At 49.5% G+C, this 17394-nt stretch carries 13 protein-coding genes; 11 read left to right on the top strand and 2 right to left on the bottom strand.

What is annotated here, in order from left to right; all coding sequences use genetic code 11:
* Nucleotides 1-278 precede the first annotated feature (278 nt).
* The 10 genes from HMPREF0860_RS07825 (at nucleotide 279) to HMPREF0860_RS07780 (ending at nucleotide 14525) form a co-directional block, all read left to right on the top strand.
* Nucleotides 279-1814, top strand: coding sequence for a hypothetical protein (locus HMPREF0860_RS07825; protein WP_231364454.1), 1536 nt, complete (start codon nucleotides 279-281; stop codon nucleotides 1812-1814).
* Nucleotides 1815-2017: 203 nt separating this feature from the next.
* Nucleotides 2018-3469, top strand: coding sequence for an asparagine--tRNA ligase (gene asnS / locus HMPREF0860_RS07820; RefSeq protein WP_038081876.1), 1452 nt, complete (start codon nucleotides 2018-2020; stop codon nucleotides 3467-3469).
* A gap of 26 nt (nucleotides 3470-3495) precedes the next feature.
* Nucleotides 3496-4791 (top strand): YhjD/YihY/BrkB family envelope integrity protein, encoded by a 1296-nt coding sequence (locus tag HMPREF0860_RS07815; RefSeq protein WP_021331507.1) that lies wholly within the window; start codon nucleotides 3496-3498, stop codon nucleotides 4789-4791.
* Nucleotides 4792-4799: 8 nt separating this feature from the next.
* A complete protein-coding gene (locus HMPREF0860_RS07810) occupies nucleotides 4800-6419 on the top strand; it encodes a CTP synthase (RefSeq protein ID WP_156005608.1) in 1620 nt (539 codons plus the stop codon).
* A 324-nt stretch (nucleotides 6420-6743) separates the two neighbouring features.
* On the top strand, nucleotides 6744-8360 hold the full coding sequence (locus HMPREF0860_RS07805; RefSeq protein WP_021495664.1) for a formylglycine-generating enzyme family protein: 1617 nt from the start codon (nucleotides 6744-6746) through the stop codon (nucleotides 8358-8360).
* Complete coding sequence (locus HMPREF0860_RS07800) at nucleotides 8357-9799, top strand: hypothetical protein (protein ID WP_021330153.1); 1443 nt, start codon at nucleotides 8357-8359, stop codon at nucleotides 9797-9799. The genes HMPREF0860_RS07805 and HMPREF0860_RS07800 overlap by 4 nt, the downstream gene beginning before the upstream one ends.
* Nucleotides 9799-11391 carry an ABC transporter substrate-binding protein gene (locus tag HMPREF0860_RS07795; protein ID WP_021330156.1) on the top strand — a complete coding sequence of 531 codons (1593 nt, stop codon included), beginning with the start codon at nucleotides 9799-9801 and terminating at the stop codon, nucleotides 11389-11391. Before HMPREF0860_RS07800 ends, HMPREF0860_RS07795 begins: the two co-directional genes overlap by 1 nt.
* Nucleotides 11392-11399: 8 nt before the next feature.
* Nucleotides 11400-12284, top strand: coding sequence for an ABC transporter permease subunit (locus HMPREF0860_RS07790; protein WP_021330150.1), 885 nt, complete (start codon nucleotides 11400-11402; stop codon nucleotides 12282-12284).
* Nucleotides 12268-13074, top strand: a complete 807-nt coding sequence (locus HMPREF0860_RS07785) for a hypothetical protein (protein WP_021495660.1) — start codon at nucleotides 12268-12270, stop codon at nucleotides 13072-13074. Before HMPREF0860_RS07790 ends, HMPREF0860_RS07785 begins: the two co-directional genes overlap by 17 nt.
* Complete coding sequence (locus tag HMPREF0860_RS07780; protein ID WP_021330154.1) at nucleotides 13071-14525, top strand: ATP-binding cassette domain-containing protein; 1455 nt, start codon at nucleotides 13071-13073, stop codon at nucleotides 14523-14525. The genes HMPREF0860_RS07785 and HMPREF0860_RS07780 overlap by 4 nt, the downstream gene beginning before the upstream one ends.
* Before the next feature lie 141 nt (nucleotides 14526-14666).
* On the opposite strand, the gene HMPREF0860_RS07775 is transcribed toward HMPREF0860_RS07780, so the two are convergent.
* On the bottom strand, nucleotides 14667-14930 hold the full coding sequence (locus tag HMPREF0860_RS07775; RefSeq protein WP_038080887.1) for a type II toxin-antitoxin system RelE family toxin: 264 nt from the start codon (nucleotides 14928-14930) through the stop codon (nucleotides 14667-14669).
* A complete protein-coding gene (locus HMPREF0860_RS07770; protein WP_038080885.1) occupies nucleotides 14927-15190 on the bottom strand; it encodes a hypothetical protein in 264 nt (87 codons plus the stop codon). The genes HMPREF0860_RS07775 and HMPREF0860_RS07770 overlap by 4 nt, the downstream gene beginning before the upstream one ends.
* Nucleotides 15191-15505: 315 nt before the next feature.
* On the opposite strand from HMPREF0860_RS07770, the gene guaA reads away from it, so the two are divergent.
* On the top strand, nucleotides 15506-17362 hold the full coding sequence (gene guaA, locus HMPREF0860_RS07765; protein WP_021330149.1) for a glutamine-hydrolyzing GMP synthase: 1857 nt from the start codon (nucleotides 15506-15508) through the stop codon (nucleotides 17360-17362).
* The last annotated feature ends 32 nt before the right edge of the window (nucleotides 17363-17394 follow it).

Raw genomic sequence — 17394 nt, 5'->3', positions numbered from 1 at the left:
CAAAAAAAACGGATATAACCCTTTTAATTGTATCTACAGCAGCTCTTGCAGTGAGCGTAGCTTTGATCGCATATTCCGCACAGATTTTCACATATATTCAAACCGTTGTCGAAACACAAATGTTACATCGTCCTATAAATCCTGCAAAGGTTCGGCAGACAATTGCTCCGCTTATCGGATTTCCGATTTTTACGGTTATTTTTTTTGACGCTTTGTTTTTTCTTAAATTTTCAAAAAAAACGAAGATAATTTTGATCGTGCAGTTTTTTATCGCAGCTGTGATTTTGACAGAATTCTGTGCTTTTGCGCGCTGCATACAAAACATGGACAGCGATATGGCATCTGAACTCATGCTTGCCAAAGAATGCTTTACGCATAAAACATTTTGGCCGCGCTCATGGCATTATTCGACGGAATTGCGCCTTTTAAACACGCAGCTTGTTACATCGTTCCTCTTTGCATTTACGTCGAGTTGGCTTACGGTAAAAGCCGTCTCTGCGATTATTTTGTGTTTCGCGTTGCCGCTCTCGTTGTGGTTTTTGCTCGGAACTCTCGGTGTAAAAACCCGATGGATAAAGCTTCTGTGTGCACTGTTTATTTTTATACCTTGGTCGCGTACGATGTGGAATATTGTGCAATTCGGAAATTATTATATTCCGCACATCACGATAAGTTTTATATATACGGGGCTTTTTCTGTCACTCGCATATTCGGAGCTTTCGGCAAAAAAAAGAAAAACGTTTGCGATAGTTTTTTTCACGCTTGCCTTTATTTCAGGAGCGTCGGGTATACGATACATTTTGAATTTTCAGTTTCCTATTGCACTTGCAATTGTCGCTTTTTCCGTTTATCGTCTTGTAAACCGAAAAGAAGCATTTTATTTTTCCCATTTTTTTATAAAAGACAGGCCGACGTTCTATGCCGTGATGAATATTTTTTTAAGCGGTTTCGGATATATTGTAAATTCATTGGTGCTGAAGAGGCTTTTTTCATTTTCAACATGGAACGATATACGATTCAATACTATCGGAGACGTCAGTTTTTCAGATGTTCATCGATCGATATTTGAGATATTCGGTTATCATAACGGTGTGCTTGTTTTCGGACCTGCAGGGATAAACAACGTTATGCTATATAGCGCGTTTATATTTTTTATCGTGTGTTTTGTCGTATGCATAAAAAAACATGAATCGGAGCATAAACGATTTTTCTTTATCATAGCTGCAGTTATGATTGTTTTAAATTCATTTGCAATAATTCATACAGAATACAAGGATCGATATTTTATTCCGTCTCTTGTTTATTGTGTCCCATGCTTTGCGCTGTTTCTAGAAAGCCCAAATCTTTCCGTGCTGAAAAAATACCTTGTCGGCGTGTCGTTTTCTGTTGCCCTCATTTTAGGGGCATTTACCACTTATATCGATGTTTTAACTTCAGATGGGAATCTTGATAAGCGCGCCGTATGCCGCTTTCTCGACGACAACTACGATTTCGGTTATGCGACGTTTTGGAATGCAAATGTTTTTACGATGATGACGGACGGCAGAGTTGAATTCGGAAATCTTTATTATGATACGATAGACGGCGTCAAATATATTCCAACTAAATTTAAATGCGATTTATGGCTGACACCCGAGCGTTTTTATCGCGATGATTACAAAGCGAATGAGCCGATTTTTTTCCTTGTAACTCAAAAACAATACAACGATGCTTCCCAGCGTGCCGTATTTAAAAACGGGACTCAGGTCTATTCGGACAATTTTTATCGTGTGTTCGAATTCAAAAACAAAAAAGCGTTTATCGATGCGTTTTAATAAGTCTGATAAAAAAGCTTCGGAATTAGGATGAGCGATATTTTCTGCCGCGCAACAGTTCGCAGTTGAAAACCGTACGCGCGATTTATTTTCGAGGGATTGACGGCGAGGATTTTCAGCAACGAAGCGAATGCGACGCTCATGCGAACGTTGACTTGCGCGGCACATTGCTCAAAGCGTATAAAATCGCTACAATCGTACGCATGAAACCGACGCTCATAAAAGATCTGCTTGCATCAAAGCCCGACGGAAAAGCCGTCACCGTGTGCGGCTGGGTGAGAACCGTGCGCGATTCGAAAAATCTCGTCTTCATTCAAGTAAACGACGGCAGCTCGTTTGCATCGATCCAGCTGACTTTCGACCGTACATCCCCTTCCGCCGGAGCCGACGTCAAAGCGATAGAAGAAAATATCGCAAAAGCGAATACCGGCGCTTCGGTGCGCGCCGAAGGCCTTCTCGTCCCTTCGCCCGCGTCGGGACAGGCCGTCGAAGTGACGCTCGAAAAGCTTATCGTTCTCGGAGAATGTCCGAGCGACGCTTATCCGCTTCAAAAAAATAAAATGTCTATGGAATATCTCCGCGAAAACGCTCACCTCAGAGCGCGCACGAATACTTTCGGTGCGGTGTTCCGCATGCGCAATCAAATGGCGTTCGCCGTTCACTCGTTTTTTCAGGAAAACGGCTTTCAATATATCAACGCGCCGATCATCACGTGCAGCGACGCCGAAGGCGCGGGCGAAATGTTTCAAGTGACGACGCTGTCGCTCGAAAAGATCGCGGAGATCGGTGTCAAAGCGGGGAATGCCGGCAAAAAGGCCGAAAGCGCTTCATCCCTCGTAGATTATTCGAAAGACTTTTTCGGCAAAAAAGCGAGCCTCACGGTGAGCGGACAGCTCGAAGCGGAAACGCTTGCGACCGCCCTTTCGCGCGTGTACACATTTGGACCGACGTTCCGCGCAGAAAATTCGAATACTCCGCGGCACTTGTCCGAATTTTGGATGATAGAACCCGAAATGGCCTTTTTCGATTTGGATGACGATATGGATTTGGCCGAAAGTTTTATCCAATACCTTTTGCGCTGGGCGCTTGAAAAGTGCCGAAGCGATTTGGAGTTTTTCGACAAACGCATTCAAAACGGCCTCATCGCGATGCTCGAACACGTCGCCGAAACGCCGTTTAAGCGGATTTCGTACACCGAAGCGATCGAAGCGCTCGAAAAACATGCCGACAAATTCGAATACAAACCGTTTTGGGGCTGCGATATTCAAACCGAACACGAGCGCTACCTCACCGAGCAAATCTACAAATGCCCCGTCATGGTTTACAATTATCCGAAAGCGATCAAAGCGTTTTATATGAAACAAAACGACGACGGCAAAACGGTCAAAGCCCTCGACGTCCTCGTTCCGGGCATCGGCGAAATAATCGGCGGAAGCGAGCGCGAAGAAAATTACGACAAACTGCTGGCTGCATGTAACGAGCGCAATATGGACATGTCGAATTATACGTGGTATCTCGACTTGCGCAGATTCGGCACGGTACCGCATTCGGGTTTCGGCCTCGGATTCGAGCGCCTCCTCCGCTACGTTACCGGTATGTCGAACCTCCGCGACGTTATCCCCTACCCGCGCGCGCCGAAGCTGGCGGATTTTTAAAAAGCGCGCTATAATTACAAGCGTTGATGAAACGGCGGCATAAAAAACGCTCGGCAAAAAATACGGTCGGTCAGCTCATCTATTTGACGGCGTCGTTTTACGCGCGGAACAATCTCTATACGTGCGCAGCTTCCTGCGCGTTCGGTTTTCTCTTTTCGTTTATCCCGATCGTCATGACGGTACTCGCCGTCCTCGTGCGCATCATCCATGCGTCGCCGGAAATCATCGATTCGGTTTTATCGCGCGTTTCCGAATACAAAACGATGTTCGACGCCGAATCCTTTATCGACGGTATACTGAAAGTAAAAACCTTCGGCCGGATCGAATTCGTACTTGTACTTTTTATCGTGCTGATGGCGAGAAAATCCTTCGCCGCAGTTATGCAGGGCATGCGCCGCATCTTTCATAAAAAAATAAAAACCCGCGCGATTTTCAACCATGCGCTCATCGTCATCGGAGAGCTTGCGCTCATCGTCATAGCGACGCTCATCATATTGCTGCTCTTCGCGCTTCGAAATCTTTTTACGCTGTTTCCGTTCGCCGCTCTGCCGGTCGAACTTCCGCCGCTCCTCGTTCTTTCGCCCGTTGTCATCACCGTATCCGAATTCGCCCTCATATTTGTCATCGTACTGCTCGCCTACCGCTATGCGTCGGAAACGAAACCGAACGTAAAACTCTGCGCATTCTGCTCCTCACTGTGTACGCTTTCGTTTTTTACGGCGGCAAAATTGACAAACGAATTTCTCAACATGGCAAACTACAATATCATCTACGGCGTGCTCGGCGGACTTATGGTTTTCCTCTTCCAAACGTATATCTTCTTTACGCTGTTTTTTATCTTCGCGCAAGTGGTATATATCGTGCAGTTTTTCGATCCGCTCGTTTTAAGCGAATTATACCTCTTACCCGACCGCGACGACACAAAACTCAATTCGATCGTAAAACGCATACTCTTTATCACGCCGTCGGCGATTATGAACGACGACAACGTCGAAAACTATACCGCTGGCTCGATCATCTACGCAAAGAACGAGCGCTCCGACGATTCGTACTACGTCGTCAGCGGTGCGGTACTCATCAACAGAAACGGAAACCTTTCGTACTGCGACACGGGCTCGTTTTTCGGCGAAGAGACGTGCATACTCGACCAACTGCGCACGTCGGAAGCGAAAGCGGAAACCGACTGCAAGCTGATGAAAATTTCCGCCGAAGAGTTCCGAAGCCTTCTTGAAATAAATCACAAAACGGCGGAAAAAGCGCTGTCGCACATATCCGAATATGTTTCGCGCGTTTATGGACGAACGGAAACTTTCCTGCTATAATGATAAAAATGGCTAAGTATATATTCATCACCGGCGGAGTCGTTTCGGGACTCGGCAAAGGCATCGCTGCGGCATCTATCGGGCTCATCTTAAAAAGCCGAGGATACAAAGTCGTCAATCAAAAATTCGACCCGTATTTGAACATCGATCCGGGAACGATGAATCCCTACCAGCACGGCGAAGTTTTCGTCACCGACGACGGAGCCGAAACCGACCTCGACTTGGGGCACTACGAGCGCTTTACCGACGCTTCTCTTTCCCAATCGTCGAATACGACTGCAGGCCGCGTCTACCTCGCCGTTTTAAACAAAGAGCGCGAAGGCGGATTTCACGGCGGAACGGTGCAGGTCATTCCGAACATCACCGAAGAGATCCTCCGCCGTATGATGCTTTCGACGGCGGAAACAAATGCCGACGTCATCATTACGGAAATCGGAGGTACCGTCGGCGACATAGAATCGCTGCCGTTTATGGAAGCGATCCGTCAGATGAAATACAAAGTCGGCGAAGAAAACTGCTGCTACATCCACTTGACGCTCGTGCCCTACATGAAAAAATCGCAGGAGCTCAAAACGAAGCCGACACAGCATTCGGTAAAAGAGCTGCAGGAGCTCGGCATCCAGCCCGACATCATTATGCTCCGAACCGAAGAGCCGATCGATACGGGAACCCGCGAACGGCTTGCCTCTTTTTGCAATGTCGACACGAATCACGTTATCCAAAATCTCACCGCGAGATCCATCTACGAAGTGCCGCTTCAAATGGAACACGAAGGACTCGGAAACGCGGTATGCGAAGCGCTCGCCCTTAAAAACACGCCCCCCGATCTCGCCGATTGGCAAAAGATGGTCGATAAATTCAACAACCCGAAACGCAAAGTGACGATAGCGCTCGTCGGAAAATACGTCGAACTGCACGACGCATACCTTTCCGTCGCGGAATCGCTCGTACACGGCGGCATCCACAACGAAGCGGACGTTACGATCGATTGGATCGGTGCGGAAAAACTCCCCGACGACAAAACCGCCCTCGCGCACTTAAAAGCGGCCGACGGCATCATCATCCCCGGCGGTTTCGGCGGACGCGGCATCGAAGGCATGGTCTACGCCGCGAAGTACGCGCGCACTCACAAAGTGCCCTACTTCGGCATCTGCCTCGGCATGCAGATTCAAGTCATCGAATATGCGAGAAACGTACTCGGCTTAAAAGACGCGAACTCTTCGGAGATGGACAAAACGACAAGCGATCCCGTCATCGATTTAATGCCCGACCAAAACGGAAAAATACTCGGAGGTACGCTCCGGCTCGGAAAATACGAATGCAAAATAAAGCCGGGTACGCTCGCCGAAAAAGCGTACGGCGCCAAAACGATTTGGGAGCGCCACCGTCATCGCTACGAATTCAATAACGCCTACCGCGACAGATTGATACAAGCGGGTCTCATCATTTCGGGCGTAAACCCCGAACGTGATTTGGTTGAAATATGCGAAGCTCCCGATCACCCGTGGATGGTCGGCGTGCAGTTTCACCCGGAGTTCAAAAGCCGCCCGAACCGCGCGGGTCCGCTCTTTCGCGAATTTATTAAAGCCGCGTGCGAGTATTCGGTAAAAAATAAAACGCAAAAATAATTAATAATTATTAATTAAATATAATTTATTATTATAATAAAAAAGAATAAAAAACAATTTTAAAATCAGTACGATATCGCGTATAACCTTCGCGGTTGAATGTTGTTATACAAACGTACGGTATTCGGTAATGTCTGCTGCGAAATCCGCTCTCGCAAATATTGACTTACTCAAAACCGTATGCTATGCTTTATGCGCTTCGCTTTTTATTAGCCTGCTGCTGCGACAATGAATCGCAGCATAGACATACTAAAAACGACGGAGCGTGGAACAGTTGTTTTAAATTTATTATATATAATATAATAAATTTTAGGAGATGCAAGTATGAGTACATCAATGAAACGGAATCGCCTCGCGATTCTTTTGGTTTCCGTTTTTTTTGTTTTGACAAACTGGTCGGCTTTTGCCAAAAAGGCGGAACCCGAACTGGTCAAACAGGAAGAAGGTTATTATTACGGCTACGGTAAAGGAGCTACAGCAGCGGAAGCGGAGTTCGCGGGAAAACGCGACCTCGTCGAAAGTGCGTTGACCGCCGCGCTTCGCTCCGTAAATCCGAAAGCGCCGAGGGTACAGGTAAGCGATGCGTCGGTCAAAGCCCGCATCACCGACATCAAACCCTATTCGCAATCCAAAAAGAATGAACCGCCGGCTGTCACCTACCGGATGAAAATCGTCGATTGGGACAAAAAAGAAAAACTCTATACCGATGCGCTTCGCGCCGATTTGAGCGCGCGTCTCGCTACAAGCAAGAGCAAAAAAAATCCCGCCGACAAGCTTTCCGGAGCTGTCGCAATCCTTGAAAAATTGGTCGACGAAGGCGAAACGGAACTGCTTTCGGCCGTGCCCGACGGTACGGAACTGCTTTCGCGCAGAGCCGAAGCGCTGTGCACCGATGTCACAAAAAACCTCGGCTTTACGTTTTCGGTAAAAGACGGCATCGTCAATGCATCTACGAAATTTTCGATTAAGGTCGCCGATACTTCCGGCAATGCGGCCGGCGGACTTCCGGTCACCGTTACGTGGGAAGCGGCGGATCTTCCGACAGATGCCGGCGAAGTCGCCGACGTTCGCACGCTGATCAAAGCCGACGCACTCGGTACGATCTCCGTCGCTTTTCCCGCCGATGAAAACTTTCGGAACAGGGCGGTAACGCTTACCGTGCAGACCGCATTGGCTAAGTCCGTTCCGTCGTCCGCCGTTTTGAAAAAGCTCGATACCCAAACGATCGCTGACGCGCACTATGTCCGTTTCGACGACATCAACGCGGCATTTCCGTCGGTCGTCGTTCCTGAGGGTGAATTCAATGCGGGAGCCGTTCCGCAGGATACCCGCGCACAGAAAAAAGAAGCCGCACACACGGTTTCGACCGTTTCGTACGCTATCGACGTGACGCCGGTCACGAATGCGCGCTATGCGGCCTTTCTCCACACGACGAGAGCCGAAAGCGCCCCCGATTATTTCGACAATCCCGATTACAATCAAGGAAAACAGCCGGTCGTCGCCGTCAGCTACAGCGACGCCGAAGCATACGCCGCGTGGCTCTCCGAGCAGACGGGTTTTACCTATCGACTTCCGACTGAAGAAGAATGGGAAAAAGCCGCTCGCGCCGGTGCCGACATCATCTATCCGTGGGGAGATGAAAATCCGACGGACGGAAAACGGGCGAATTACAAAGGCAACGGTAAATTTACCAAGACTTCTCCCGTAGGTTCGTTCGAAAACGGCAACAACGCATGGGGTCTCGTCGATATGTCAGGCAACGTCGCCGAGTGGACATCGTCGAGCCACGGCATCGAAGGAGAGACGAATCTTCGCACCGTCAAAGGCGGATCATGGATGGACGGCCCGACCGAATTACGCATTTCCAATTACCGCAATATCAACAGTCAAAACGGATACGCCGATGTCGGCTTCCGCTTAGTTAAGGAGGTTTCCGAATGAAAAAATACGCGCTTATCGTTTCGGCAATTTTTGCCGTTATGCTTATTTCCTGCGCTACGGGAGGCAAAGAAAATCCCGATGACAGGGCAATCGCTGCCGGTGTCAAAGCGTGGAACGACCGCGAACCCGAAGCGGCCGCTCCGTATTGGAACGAAATAAAAGACGAAAAAGTAAAAAAGCAATATCTCAACTATGTCGCCGCATATAAAGCCGGAACGGATGCACTTGCAAGCACCGATTCGACGAAAAACGAAGCGAAATTGCTTGCGGCCTGCAATACGGCGCTTGACAAATTCGGCTCGCTCGATCCCGCTCTCAAACTTCAGTCGGACGTCTCCGAAAAAGGCGCTTCTCTTTCGGCAAAACGCATCGACGGTTTGGTTGCTGCGGGAAAAATCACTCAAGCGAAAAAACTCTATGCGTCCGCAGTAAAAATATACGGAAACACCGATGAGCTGACGCAGGCGAACAAAGAAACCGATGTCGTAAGCGCTCTGTTCGCAAAGAGTTCCGCACTCAACAGTCAAATCGAAAAAGTCCGCTCAACTCCGGATTTTGAAGAAAAAATCGCAGCCTACGATTCCGTACTCGCCTCTTATGCAAGTGCCGAAAAAGAAATCGATTCTGCGGCAAACAATGCAGGCGTCGCAAAAACCGCAGGCGTTTCCGCAAATATCCGCGCGTTTAAAAAGACGCGTCAGGATTTGGCGATCGAACGCGCTTCTGCCATCCGCGCACGCGCATACGAATATAAAACGCACATCGACGAAGAATTCGCACGCACACCCGAAAACGCAGGCGAAAACGGCAAGATGCCGCTCGAAGCGATTCTCGCCCACTATCAGTCGATTCAAACGAATATCGACGCAACGTACCAGGATTTGCTCGCATTTGCGGCAAAATATCCGAACGATATCGGCCAGGATATTATCGACGATATAAACGCGCAGAAAAAAGATCTCGAATCGAAGATCGCTCAAGTCAACGCCGAAATCCGCACCGCGCAGGAAATTGCAAGCCGCGGCAAAGTCGTCTTCCCGCTCATGATCGGTCTGTTCAATCCCGATCCGCGCTCGACGGCTGAAAGCAAAAGGAGCCGCCCGGCGAAGTTCAGCGCGAAAAACGCAAAAGGCAACGAATACTGGTGGGGCATGGTTTCCATTCCGCGCGGACAGATGAACGACCTCGTCGTCACGCTGAAGGATAACCGTACCGTCCGTGTCTTTGCGGAAAACACGAAGAGCGGCCGGCTCATCGAAAAAAACAATATGAAAGACCTCGTCAACCGCAACGCAAAAATCGGAAACTCATGGCCGGTTCTCAACGCAGGCGGACAGTTGACGAGCAACAAATATTTCTTTGAAATACAAAAGGGCAAAACGCCCGACTATGAAGGCGAAGTCGTCGTCTACAGTTCATTCATTGTGAGGATGCGTTAATGAAGATCAACAAAAAAGGCATTATTGCCGTTATTATCATCGCGCTTATCGTACTGATATCGGCGGGCGCGTTTATCGTGTGGAGAGCTCAGCCGAAAGGCGCGGTCATCGCCGTGTCGACGCTGCCGGATTCTTTGAACCCCGTACTTGAGCAAAATACGTCGGGCTTGAACGCTGCCGAACTCTTGTTCGACGGTTTGGTCAACTTTGAAGTCGATAAAACCAGCGGTTCGCTTTACTCGGATCTCGCGCTTGCCGAAAGCATCGTGCAAAATCCCGCAGACAAAAAAACGTATACGGTTACCCTCAACGACGTAAAATGGCATGACGGCAATCCCGTCACTTCGGACGACGTCGTCTATTCGTTTGCCGCGTATACGGACGAAGCGAACAATTCTCCGAAGCGCGACTATCTTATGTCGTTTATTAAAAGCGTTACCGCCGAAAACGACAGAACGGTAAAGGTCGAATTCATCAATCCGATACCGGAATTCCGCGCATATCCCGTGCTCACGTTTAAAATCGTTCCGTCGAAATATAACGGACAGAATATGCAAGTCAATATGCGTGCGGGCGAAAACGAACGTAAATTCGCAACCGAACCTGTCGGAACGGGTCCCTTTAAACTTGCGACGTGGGAAATCGGCAAATGGGTTACCTTCGATGCGAACGGTACCTATTTTAAATCGAAGCCGCAGACGTCGAGCCTCGTCATGAAGCGCGTCATCGACCCGATTATCCGCATGAACGAAATGCGCAAAGGCCGCGTCAATGTCATCCTCGAAACGAACCCGATGGACAGAGCCGAAGTCGCGAAGATTCCGAACGTCGATATCAATTCGTACATCCCGTACGCGTTCTACGAAGTCGCGATCAATACGAAACTCTTCCCGAACGCCGACGGACGCCAGGCTATGGCAATGGCGCTCGACCGCGAAGTGCTTATTCCGTCGATCACCGATCAAAAATCGGGCGTCATCTTAAACTACGGTCCCTTCCCGTCGAACCTCTTTTCGGCGAATATTCCCGAATACGTCGACAAGCCGATGCCGACATTCCTTGCTTACGACCTTAACAAAGCAAAGAGCCTCGCTTCTTCCGGCGGCGTTTCAGGCCAAAACGCGATCCTCCTCTACCCCGACTCTATGGGCGAATTCGGTGCCAAAATGGCGAGCGGCATCGTCAAACAGCTTGCCGAAATCGGCTTGAACGTTGAAGCCAAGCGCACCGGCGACAGAGTTTTCGATCGCATGGTACATACCGAAAAATCATTCGAACTCGCGCTCATGTACTGCGAAGGCTTTGATAACCTCTATTCGAGCTTGGGCGACTGGTACCGCTCGAACGGTTCGAAAAACGTCACCGGAATCGCGGACAGCAAATTGAATAGTCTGTTTGACGCGTGGGAAAAAGAGATCGTTACCGCAAACTGGATCGATCTGACGCTTCAGATAGACAAGCGCCTCTGCGAACTTTCGCCTGCGCTGTACTTGTGCTCGCTGGAAAAAGACGTATACTCCCGCGGTTTAGACAACGTTGCGATCGCTACGGACAATCCGTTCCTTTCAGCCGAAAATTGGAAAATTAAATAGGGAGTGCTATGCGTTTTCTACGCTTTTTGATCCGAGAATTCATCATCCACGGCATCGTATTTGCCGTGGCGGGAACACTCGTGCTTTCGGCATTTTATCTGCTTTCGATCGGCGCGCCGCTTGAAAGCTATGCCGAAGCGGCACGGTCGTTTTTGCTGCTTATTTCGGGATCGGAAGATTTTTCCATTGCACATCCCGGTTTCAGCTCAGGTCAGATTATCGCATCGGGAGCGGCCGTCACTTTACCGCTGACGCTGCTCGCGCTCTTTATTTTGACCGTCATCGCCCTTGCCTCTTCCGCGTACACCGTAACGGGACAGTATATGTCCGAGCACCACGAATCCGCCGGAGCCGAACGCTTCGGAGGATTTTTGGGCTTGGTCACGTCCGTTCTCGCTGCGGTGCCGCTGTTCGTCGGCTTTTGGGTGCTGGCGAATGCGTTCGGAAGCGACGCCCCGTTTATCATCATCGCGCTTATCACCGTTGTGCTCGGAGGGCTTTCGTGGGATGCGACGAACTTTCTCAAAGCCGATATGCTCAGACAGGTCAATTCGACTCACGCGGTCGTGTTTTCAACGCTCGGCCGTAATTTGGGACGATTTTTTCCGCTGCCGGAAACCTATTCGGGCTATCTTTTTTCTTCGAGTCTGCCGCGCTTTATCCCTTACCTTGCGGGTAAAGTGCCGGCGATCATCGGAGGAGTTACGATCGCGGAAATCGTATTTTCATTTCCCGGACTCGGCAGTACGCTGCTCGATGCGTTGCTTGCTACGAACACCGATTTGCTCGTAGCGTCGGTGTTTATCCTTTTGTGCGTCAACGCGGTCGTAGCATTTTTGGTAAAGACCATTCTATTCCTGATTTATCCGAGGTGGTATGAAAAAGCTATTTAATGTTCTTAAAATACTGTGCATCGTCGTTTTGATATCGCCTCTCGCACTTTCGTGGCTTTCGCCGTCGTATTTTGCAGGTTTCGCACCGCAAAGGATCGTCGACTCCGGTTATTTTACGTCGCTCGTTTCGTCGTTTAAAGAGCTGTCGATTACGCTTGCGGCGACTGTGCTTTTCGCGATGTTGCTGAGCTTTATACTCGGCTACATAAGCGTATTGAATATGCACGTCGGGCGAAGTTTCGCAAATATCCTCAATGCGGTGGAATCGATTCCGGCGATCCTCGTAGCGCTCTTTTGCTACGCTCCGGTATCGGGCTACCTCGCACGCCATACGAGTGCGGCATCGACGATGATGTCGCTCATCGTATTCGTGCTCGCGGCAACGGTGACGACGCTGCCGGAAGCGGTTCGCAGCATCGCGATCCCGCTCATCGATCTGTACAACCGAAAATACAGCTTGTCGTTCCGCTCGTACGGATTTCCGAAGATGCGCATTCTCGCCATTTTGATGACGACCGACTTGATGCGCAGTACATTCCGCCGCGTTGCGGCGGGCATTTTGCTGAAAACGCTCGTCCTCGACTGTTCGTTCGGTTTTATCATTCAGCTCGGTTTCGGCAGTTACGGCACCCCTGCTCACTTGAGTCCGGGCGCACTCATCGCCGCGCACCGAGACGCGCTATTTGAAGGAGGCGACCCGATCCTCCTTTGGATTCCGTCCGCCATACTCATCGCGATCAGCGTCGCCTTTTTGATCGTGCTGAACGAAAAAGAGGGAGGAAACGCATGACACCTATTTCGCTTGATAATTTTTCGATCCGTCTCGGTGAGCGCGTGCTCCTCAAAAACTGCAGCTTTTCGCTTGAATCGCATGCTTCCGCCGTCATCATGGGACCGACGGGTACCGGTAAATCGGTGTTTTTGAAATCCGTCGCCGGAATTCTCTCTACGAAGATTTTTACCTTCGAAGGGGCCATGAAAGTGAACGGGATTCCCGCGTACTTCAACCACAAGCTCGGCTTCGGCGAATGGTCTCAGATCGCACAGTCGGGACTCATGTTCATACCGGCGGAAACCGCCCAAGTTATGAACCCCGCTTTAACCCTCGATCAAAACCTTGCCCTGCTCGCTCCGGGACAACGGCCGGTTATCGTCGAGCGGCTCACAAAATATTTTTCACTCGATTTTGAAGCGTTTGCGCGCCTCTATCCCGACGAGATTTCGGGCGGTGAAATGCAGCGCATCACGCTCATGATTCTTTTGTCGCGGAAAGGAAATCTCATCCTGTTGGACGAGCCGACCGTAAACCTCGACCGCAATCTCCGAAAGCACTTCGTCACGTTTTTGAACAACGAAATACTCGGCCCGAAAGATAAAACCTTCCTCATGGTCAGTCACGATCTTGACTTTATCAAACGGCTCACGCTCGACAAAGCGTTTATGCTCAAAGACGGCATCATCGAACAGATGAAAGAGCTTCCCGAAATGGAAGGCTACGAAAAGCCCGATGCGAAAAAAGGCGCGTCGGGAACTGCGATCGAATTGAAAAACGTGTCGCAAACGTATTTTAAGCGCGGTATCTTCGGAGAGCGCACCTTTACCGCATTTAAGGGATTGAACCTCAAATTCGAACGTTCGACCGTGTACGGACTCACCGGCCCTTCAGGCTGCGGAAAGTCTACGACGATTAAGGCGATCCTTCGCCTGCTCGACAGTACCAAAGGACAGATCCTCATGGAAGGTTCCGATTTGGTCGCCTTAAAGCCGAAAGAAACGGGAAGAGATCCGAAAGCATTTAAGCCGTTCCGCCGCCGTATGACGGTCGTACAGCAGGATTCGCGCTTTTCGTTTTTCCCCGATTTGAGCATCCGCGATTCGTTTAAACAGATTTCCGCGTCAAGCGAAGGCGGCACGATCGAAGAGCTCGAAAAGAACCTCGAAAAGGTCGGCCTTACGAGCGCAAACCTCGACGAGCGGCCGCAGCAGCTGTCGTCCGGAGAGATGAAGCGCATGGATATCGCACGTGCGCTCACTGCAAAGCCGGATATCCTCCTGCTCGACGAACCCTTCGCGCACATCGATTTCGAAACGCGCCTCAAAGTCATGCAGGCAATTTCCGAATACCTCGCCGTCCACGCGACGATTTTGGTTATCGTCACGCATGAGGATTTCGACCTCCGCTACTTTGTCGAAAAGAGTTTCGATTTCCCCGAACTGGTCGGCCAGTTCACCGGAAATTAAACGGCTCTTATGCGCCCCCGCGTAAAATCGCAGGCGCGCCTACCGTCGTTTTGAAACGTCCCGCCTCCCGCGGGGCGTTTTTTTTATTGCCGGACGGAAGATATGTGTACGTAAGTTTTTTTTCTAAAAGGTTCAAGCATATTACTTGTATTCATAGACGTCGCGCCTATGCCCGACGTCTACAACGAGAATACAAAGCTCATCATTTTTTATATCACAAAGGATTCTGTAATCTCCAACACGATAGCGCCATAAGCCGATATAATTTCCGACTAAAGCCTTGCCTCTGGCTCTCGGATCATCGAGTTTCGAAACCTCGTCCATATAGTCAAGAATTCTTACCTTGACCGAGTTATCTAATTTTTTTAACTGCTTTCTCGCATCTCCCGAATATACAACTCTCACAATCCGAATTCCTTCCGGAGTTCATCACTTGTATATGTCTTTCCATTACTCTTTTTAAATCTTTCCAAAGCGGCAATGGCGACATCATAATCCGCCTTATTTTCCAAACAGTCTTTCATAAAGCTGCTGACAGCCTTATTAATAAACCAACTGCGCGAACAACCGCGCTCTTTACAATAAGCATCCACTTCATCAAATACGGTACTGGTAATGCTGAAACTCATAATTTTGGTCTTAGTTTTCTTTCGAACACTCTGCATAAAAACATCCCGTAAAACATCAGGGCACCTCTAAAAACTGCAGTTTTTAGAGATAACTTTTAAAATACCTAAAAGCTTGCATCCGATACGATAGTACAAGTTATTTTTAATAATATTATCAACACTATTAGTATTTGTCAAGCACTCTCCAAAAACATAAAAATGCCGTCCTAATGCTCTCACAATGCGTGTACGCGAGCGCGCACAAAAAAGCGATACTGTGATATAATAAGCGAACGGTCGGCGCATTTTTGAAAAATCGATATTTTTGCAATGCCGTATTTTAAACACTATTTTTTATAGACAGGAAACACTATGCCGCTCTCAAAAATCATCGTTCTCGATTTCGGAAGTCAATACGCGCACTTGATCGCAAAGCGTTTCCGCGCTCTCGGTTATTATTCCGAAATCGCCCTCCCCTCCGCTTCTCTTTCGGAAATCGAAGGGGCAAAGGGGATCGTTTTAAGCGGAGGCCCCGCTTCGGTGTACGACGCGAATGTCCCCGTCTTCAACAAATCGATTTTGGATTCCGACATTCCGATTTTGGGGCTCTGCTACGGACACCAGCTCATGGCGCAGCATTACGGCGGAAAAGTGGAAAAAGGAGAGGCGGGAGAATTCGGTATAGCGCATCTTACGATCGATCCACACACCGCGTCCCCGCTTTTTTCCGGTATCGCTTCTCCTATGCAAGTATGGATGAGCCATCAGGATGAAGTGACGAAGATCGCGGACGGATTTGAAAAAACGGGCAGCACGGAAAACTGTAAATACGCAGCTTTGCAAAACCTTGCAAAAAAGCGCTTCAGTCTGCAGTTTCACTGCGAAGTTGCCGACACGCCGTGCGGAAACGCAGTGTTCGAAAACTTTGCTCGATTTTGCGGCATGGAAAAAAATTGGGATGAAAAAGCGGTTTTGGAAATGATCATAGGCGACATACAACGCGAAGCAGAAGATAAAAACGTGCTGCTTTTTTTAAGCGGAGGCGTCGACAGCAGCGTCACCTTTGCGCTTTTAAATAAAGCGCTCGGACAGGATCGCGTGCTTGGACTGCATATCGATAACGGCTTTATGCGTAAAGGCGAAAGCAAAGCCGTCGCCGAACACTACCGTGCGGCGGGCTTTACCAATTTTATCGTCGAAGACGCGAGTGAGCGTTTTTTGAAAGCCGTGAGCGGCCTTGTCGATCCGCAAAAAAAACGCGTTGCGGTCGGAGAAACCTTTATCGCCGTTCGAGACGCCATCGTCGCCGAAAGGCACTTGGACGGGGAATCATGGATGCTCGCGCAAGGTACGCTCTATCCCGACATCATCGAATCGGGCGGGACGAAAAATTCAAACGTCATCAAAACGCACCATAACCGCGTCGAAGGAATTCAATCGCTCATCGAAAAGGGCTTGATAATCGAACCGCTGAAAAATCTTTACAAAGACGAAGTGCGGAACATCGGAAAAAAGCTCGGTCTCGCCCCTTCCCTCATCCGCCGCCATCCCTTCCCCGGCCCCGGCCTTTCGATCAACGTATTGTGTTCGGACGGTACGATGAGCGAAAAAGACAAAAGTGATTTTAAAAACGCTGAAAAAGAAATAGAGGCGATGCGCATTCCGCTTTCACAAACCCTAACGGAGCGATATGCCCTTCCGGTGCGTTCGGTCGGCGTGCAGGGAGATTTCCGCACCTACCGCTTTCCGGCAGTGCTTTCATTCGAAACGCTTGCAGACGGTTTTTACCGCACACCCGAAGATTGGGATGCGCTCGAAGCGGCATCGTCCCACATCACGAATAAGGCTTCTTTTATAAACCGCACGCTCATCCGCCTCTACCGAAAGCCGGGCGTAAAGCTTTCGCTGCAAAAAGGCTATTGCGATAAAAAGCGGCTCGACCGGCTTCGCGAAGCGGACGACATCGCACTCGAAGCGCTTTACGAATCGGGATGGTACGATAAAGTGTTCCAGCATTTGACGATCGACTTGCCCTATGCGTCCTCGCCCGACCGCGCAAGCTTCGTGCTGCGTCCGGTATGCAGCGAAGACGTGATGACCGCGCGCTTTGCGCACTTGCCGCAGGATGTACTTGAGCGCATCGTACAAAAAATTGCCGCCCTCCCCTTTGTCGATGCGGTCTACTACGACGCGACGAATAAGCCGCCTGCGACATTCGGCTGGGAATGATCGATACGCGCGGAATTATTTTTGCGGGAATT

Source organism: Treponema socranskii subsp. socranskii VPI DR56BR1116 = ATCC 35536 (genome assembly GCF_000468115.1).
GTDB lineage: Bacteria > Spirochaetota > Spirochaetia > Treponematales > Treponemataceae > Treponema_D > Treponema_D socranskii.
This window is presented reverse-complemented; position numbering and strand designations above follow the sequence as displayed.

Coding starts and splice junctions, on each gene's coding strand:
- HMPREF0860_RS07785 (WP_021495660.1), top strand. CDS start 12,268: ATGAAAAAGCTATTTAATGTTCTTAAAATACTGTGCATCGTCGTTTTG.
- HMPREF0860_RS07770 (WP_038080885.1), bottom strand. CDS start 15,190: ATGCAGAGTGTTCGAAAGAAAACTAAGACCAAAATTATGAGTTTCAGC.
- HMPREF0860_RS07810 (WP_156005608.1), top strand. CDS start 4,800: ATGGCTAAGTATATATTCATCACCGGCGGAGTCGTTTCGGGACTCGGC.
- HMPREF0860_RS07790 (WP_021330150.1), top strand. CDS start 11,400: ATGCGTTTTCTACGCTTTTTGATCCGAGAATTCATCATCCACGGCATC.
- HMPREF0860_RS07815 (WP_021331507.1), top strand. CDS start 3,496: ATGAAACGGCGGCATAAAAAACGCTCGGCAAAAAATACGGTCGGTCAG.
- HMPREF0860_RS07780 (WP_021330154.1), top strand. CDS start 13,071: ATGACACCTATTTCGCTTGATAATTTTTCGATCCGTCTCGGTGAGCGC.
- guaA (WP_021330149.1), top strand. CDS start 15,506: ATGCCGCTCTCAAAAATCATCGTTCTCGATTTCGGAAGTCAATACGCG.
- HMPREF0860_RS07800 (WP_021330153.1), top strand. CDS start 8,357: ATGAAAAAATACGCGCTTATCGTTTCGGCAATTTTTGCCGTTATGCTT.
- HMPREF0860_RS07795 (WP_021330156.1), top strand. CDS start 9,799: ATGAAGATCAACAAAAAAGGCATTATTGCCGTTATTATCATCGCGCTT.
- HMPREF0860_RS07805 (WP_021495664.1), top strand. CDS start 6,744: ATGAGTACATCAATGAAACGGAATCGCCTCGCGATTCTTTTGGTTTCC.
- asnS (WP_038081876.1), top strand. CDS start 2,018: ATGAAACCGACGCTCATAAAAGATCTGCTTGCATCAAAGCCCGACGGA.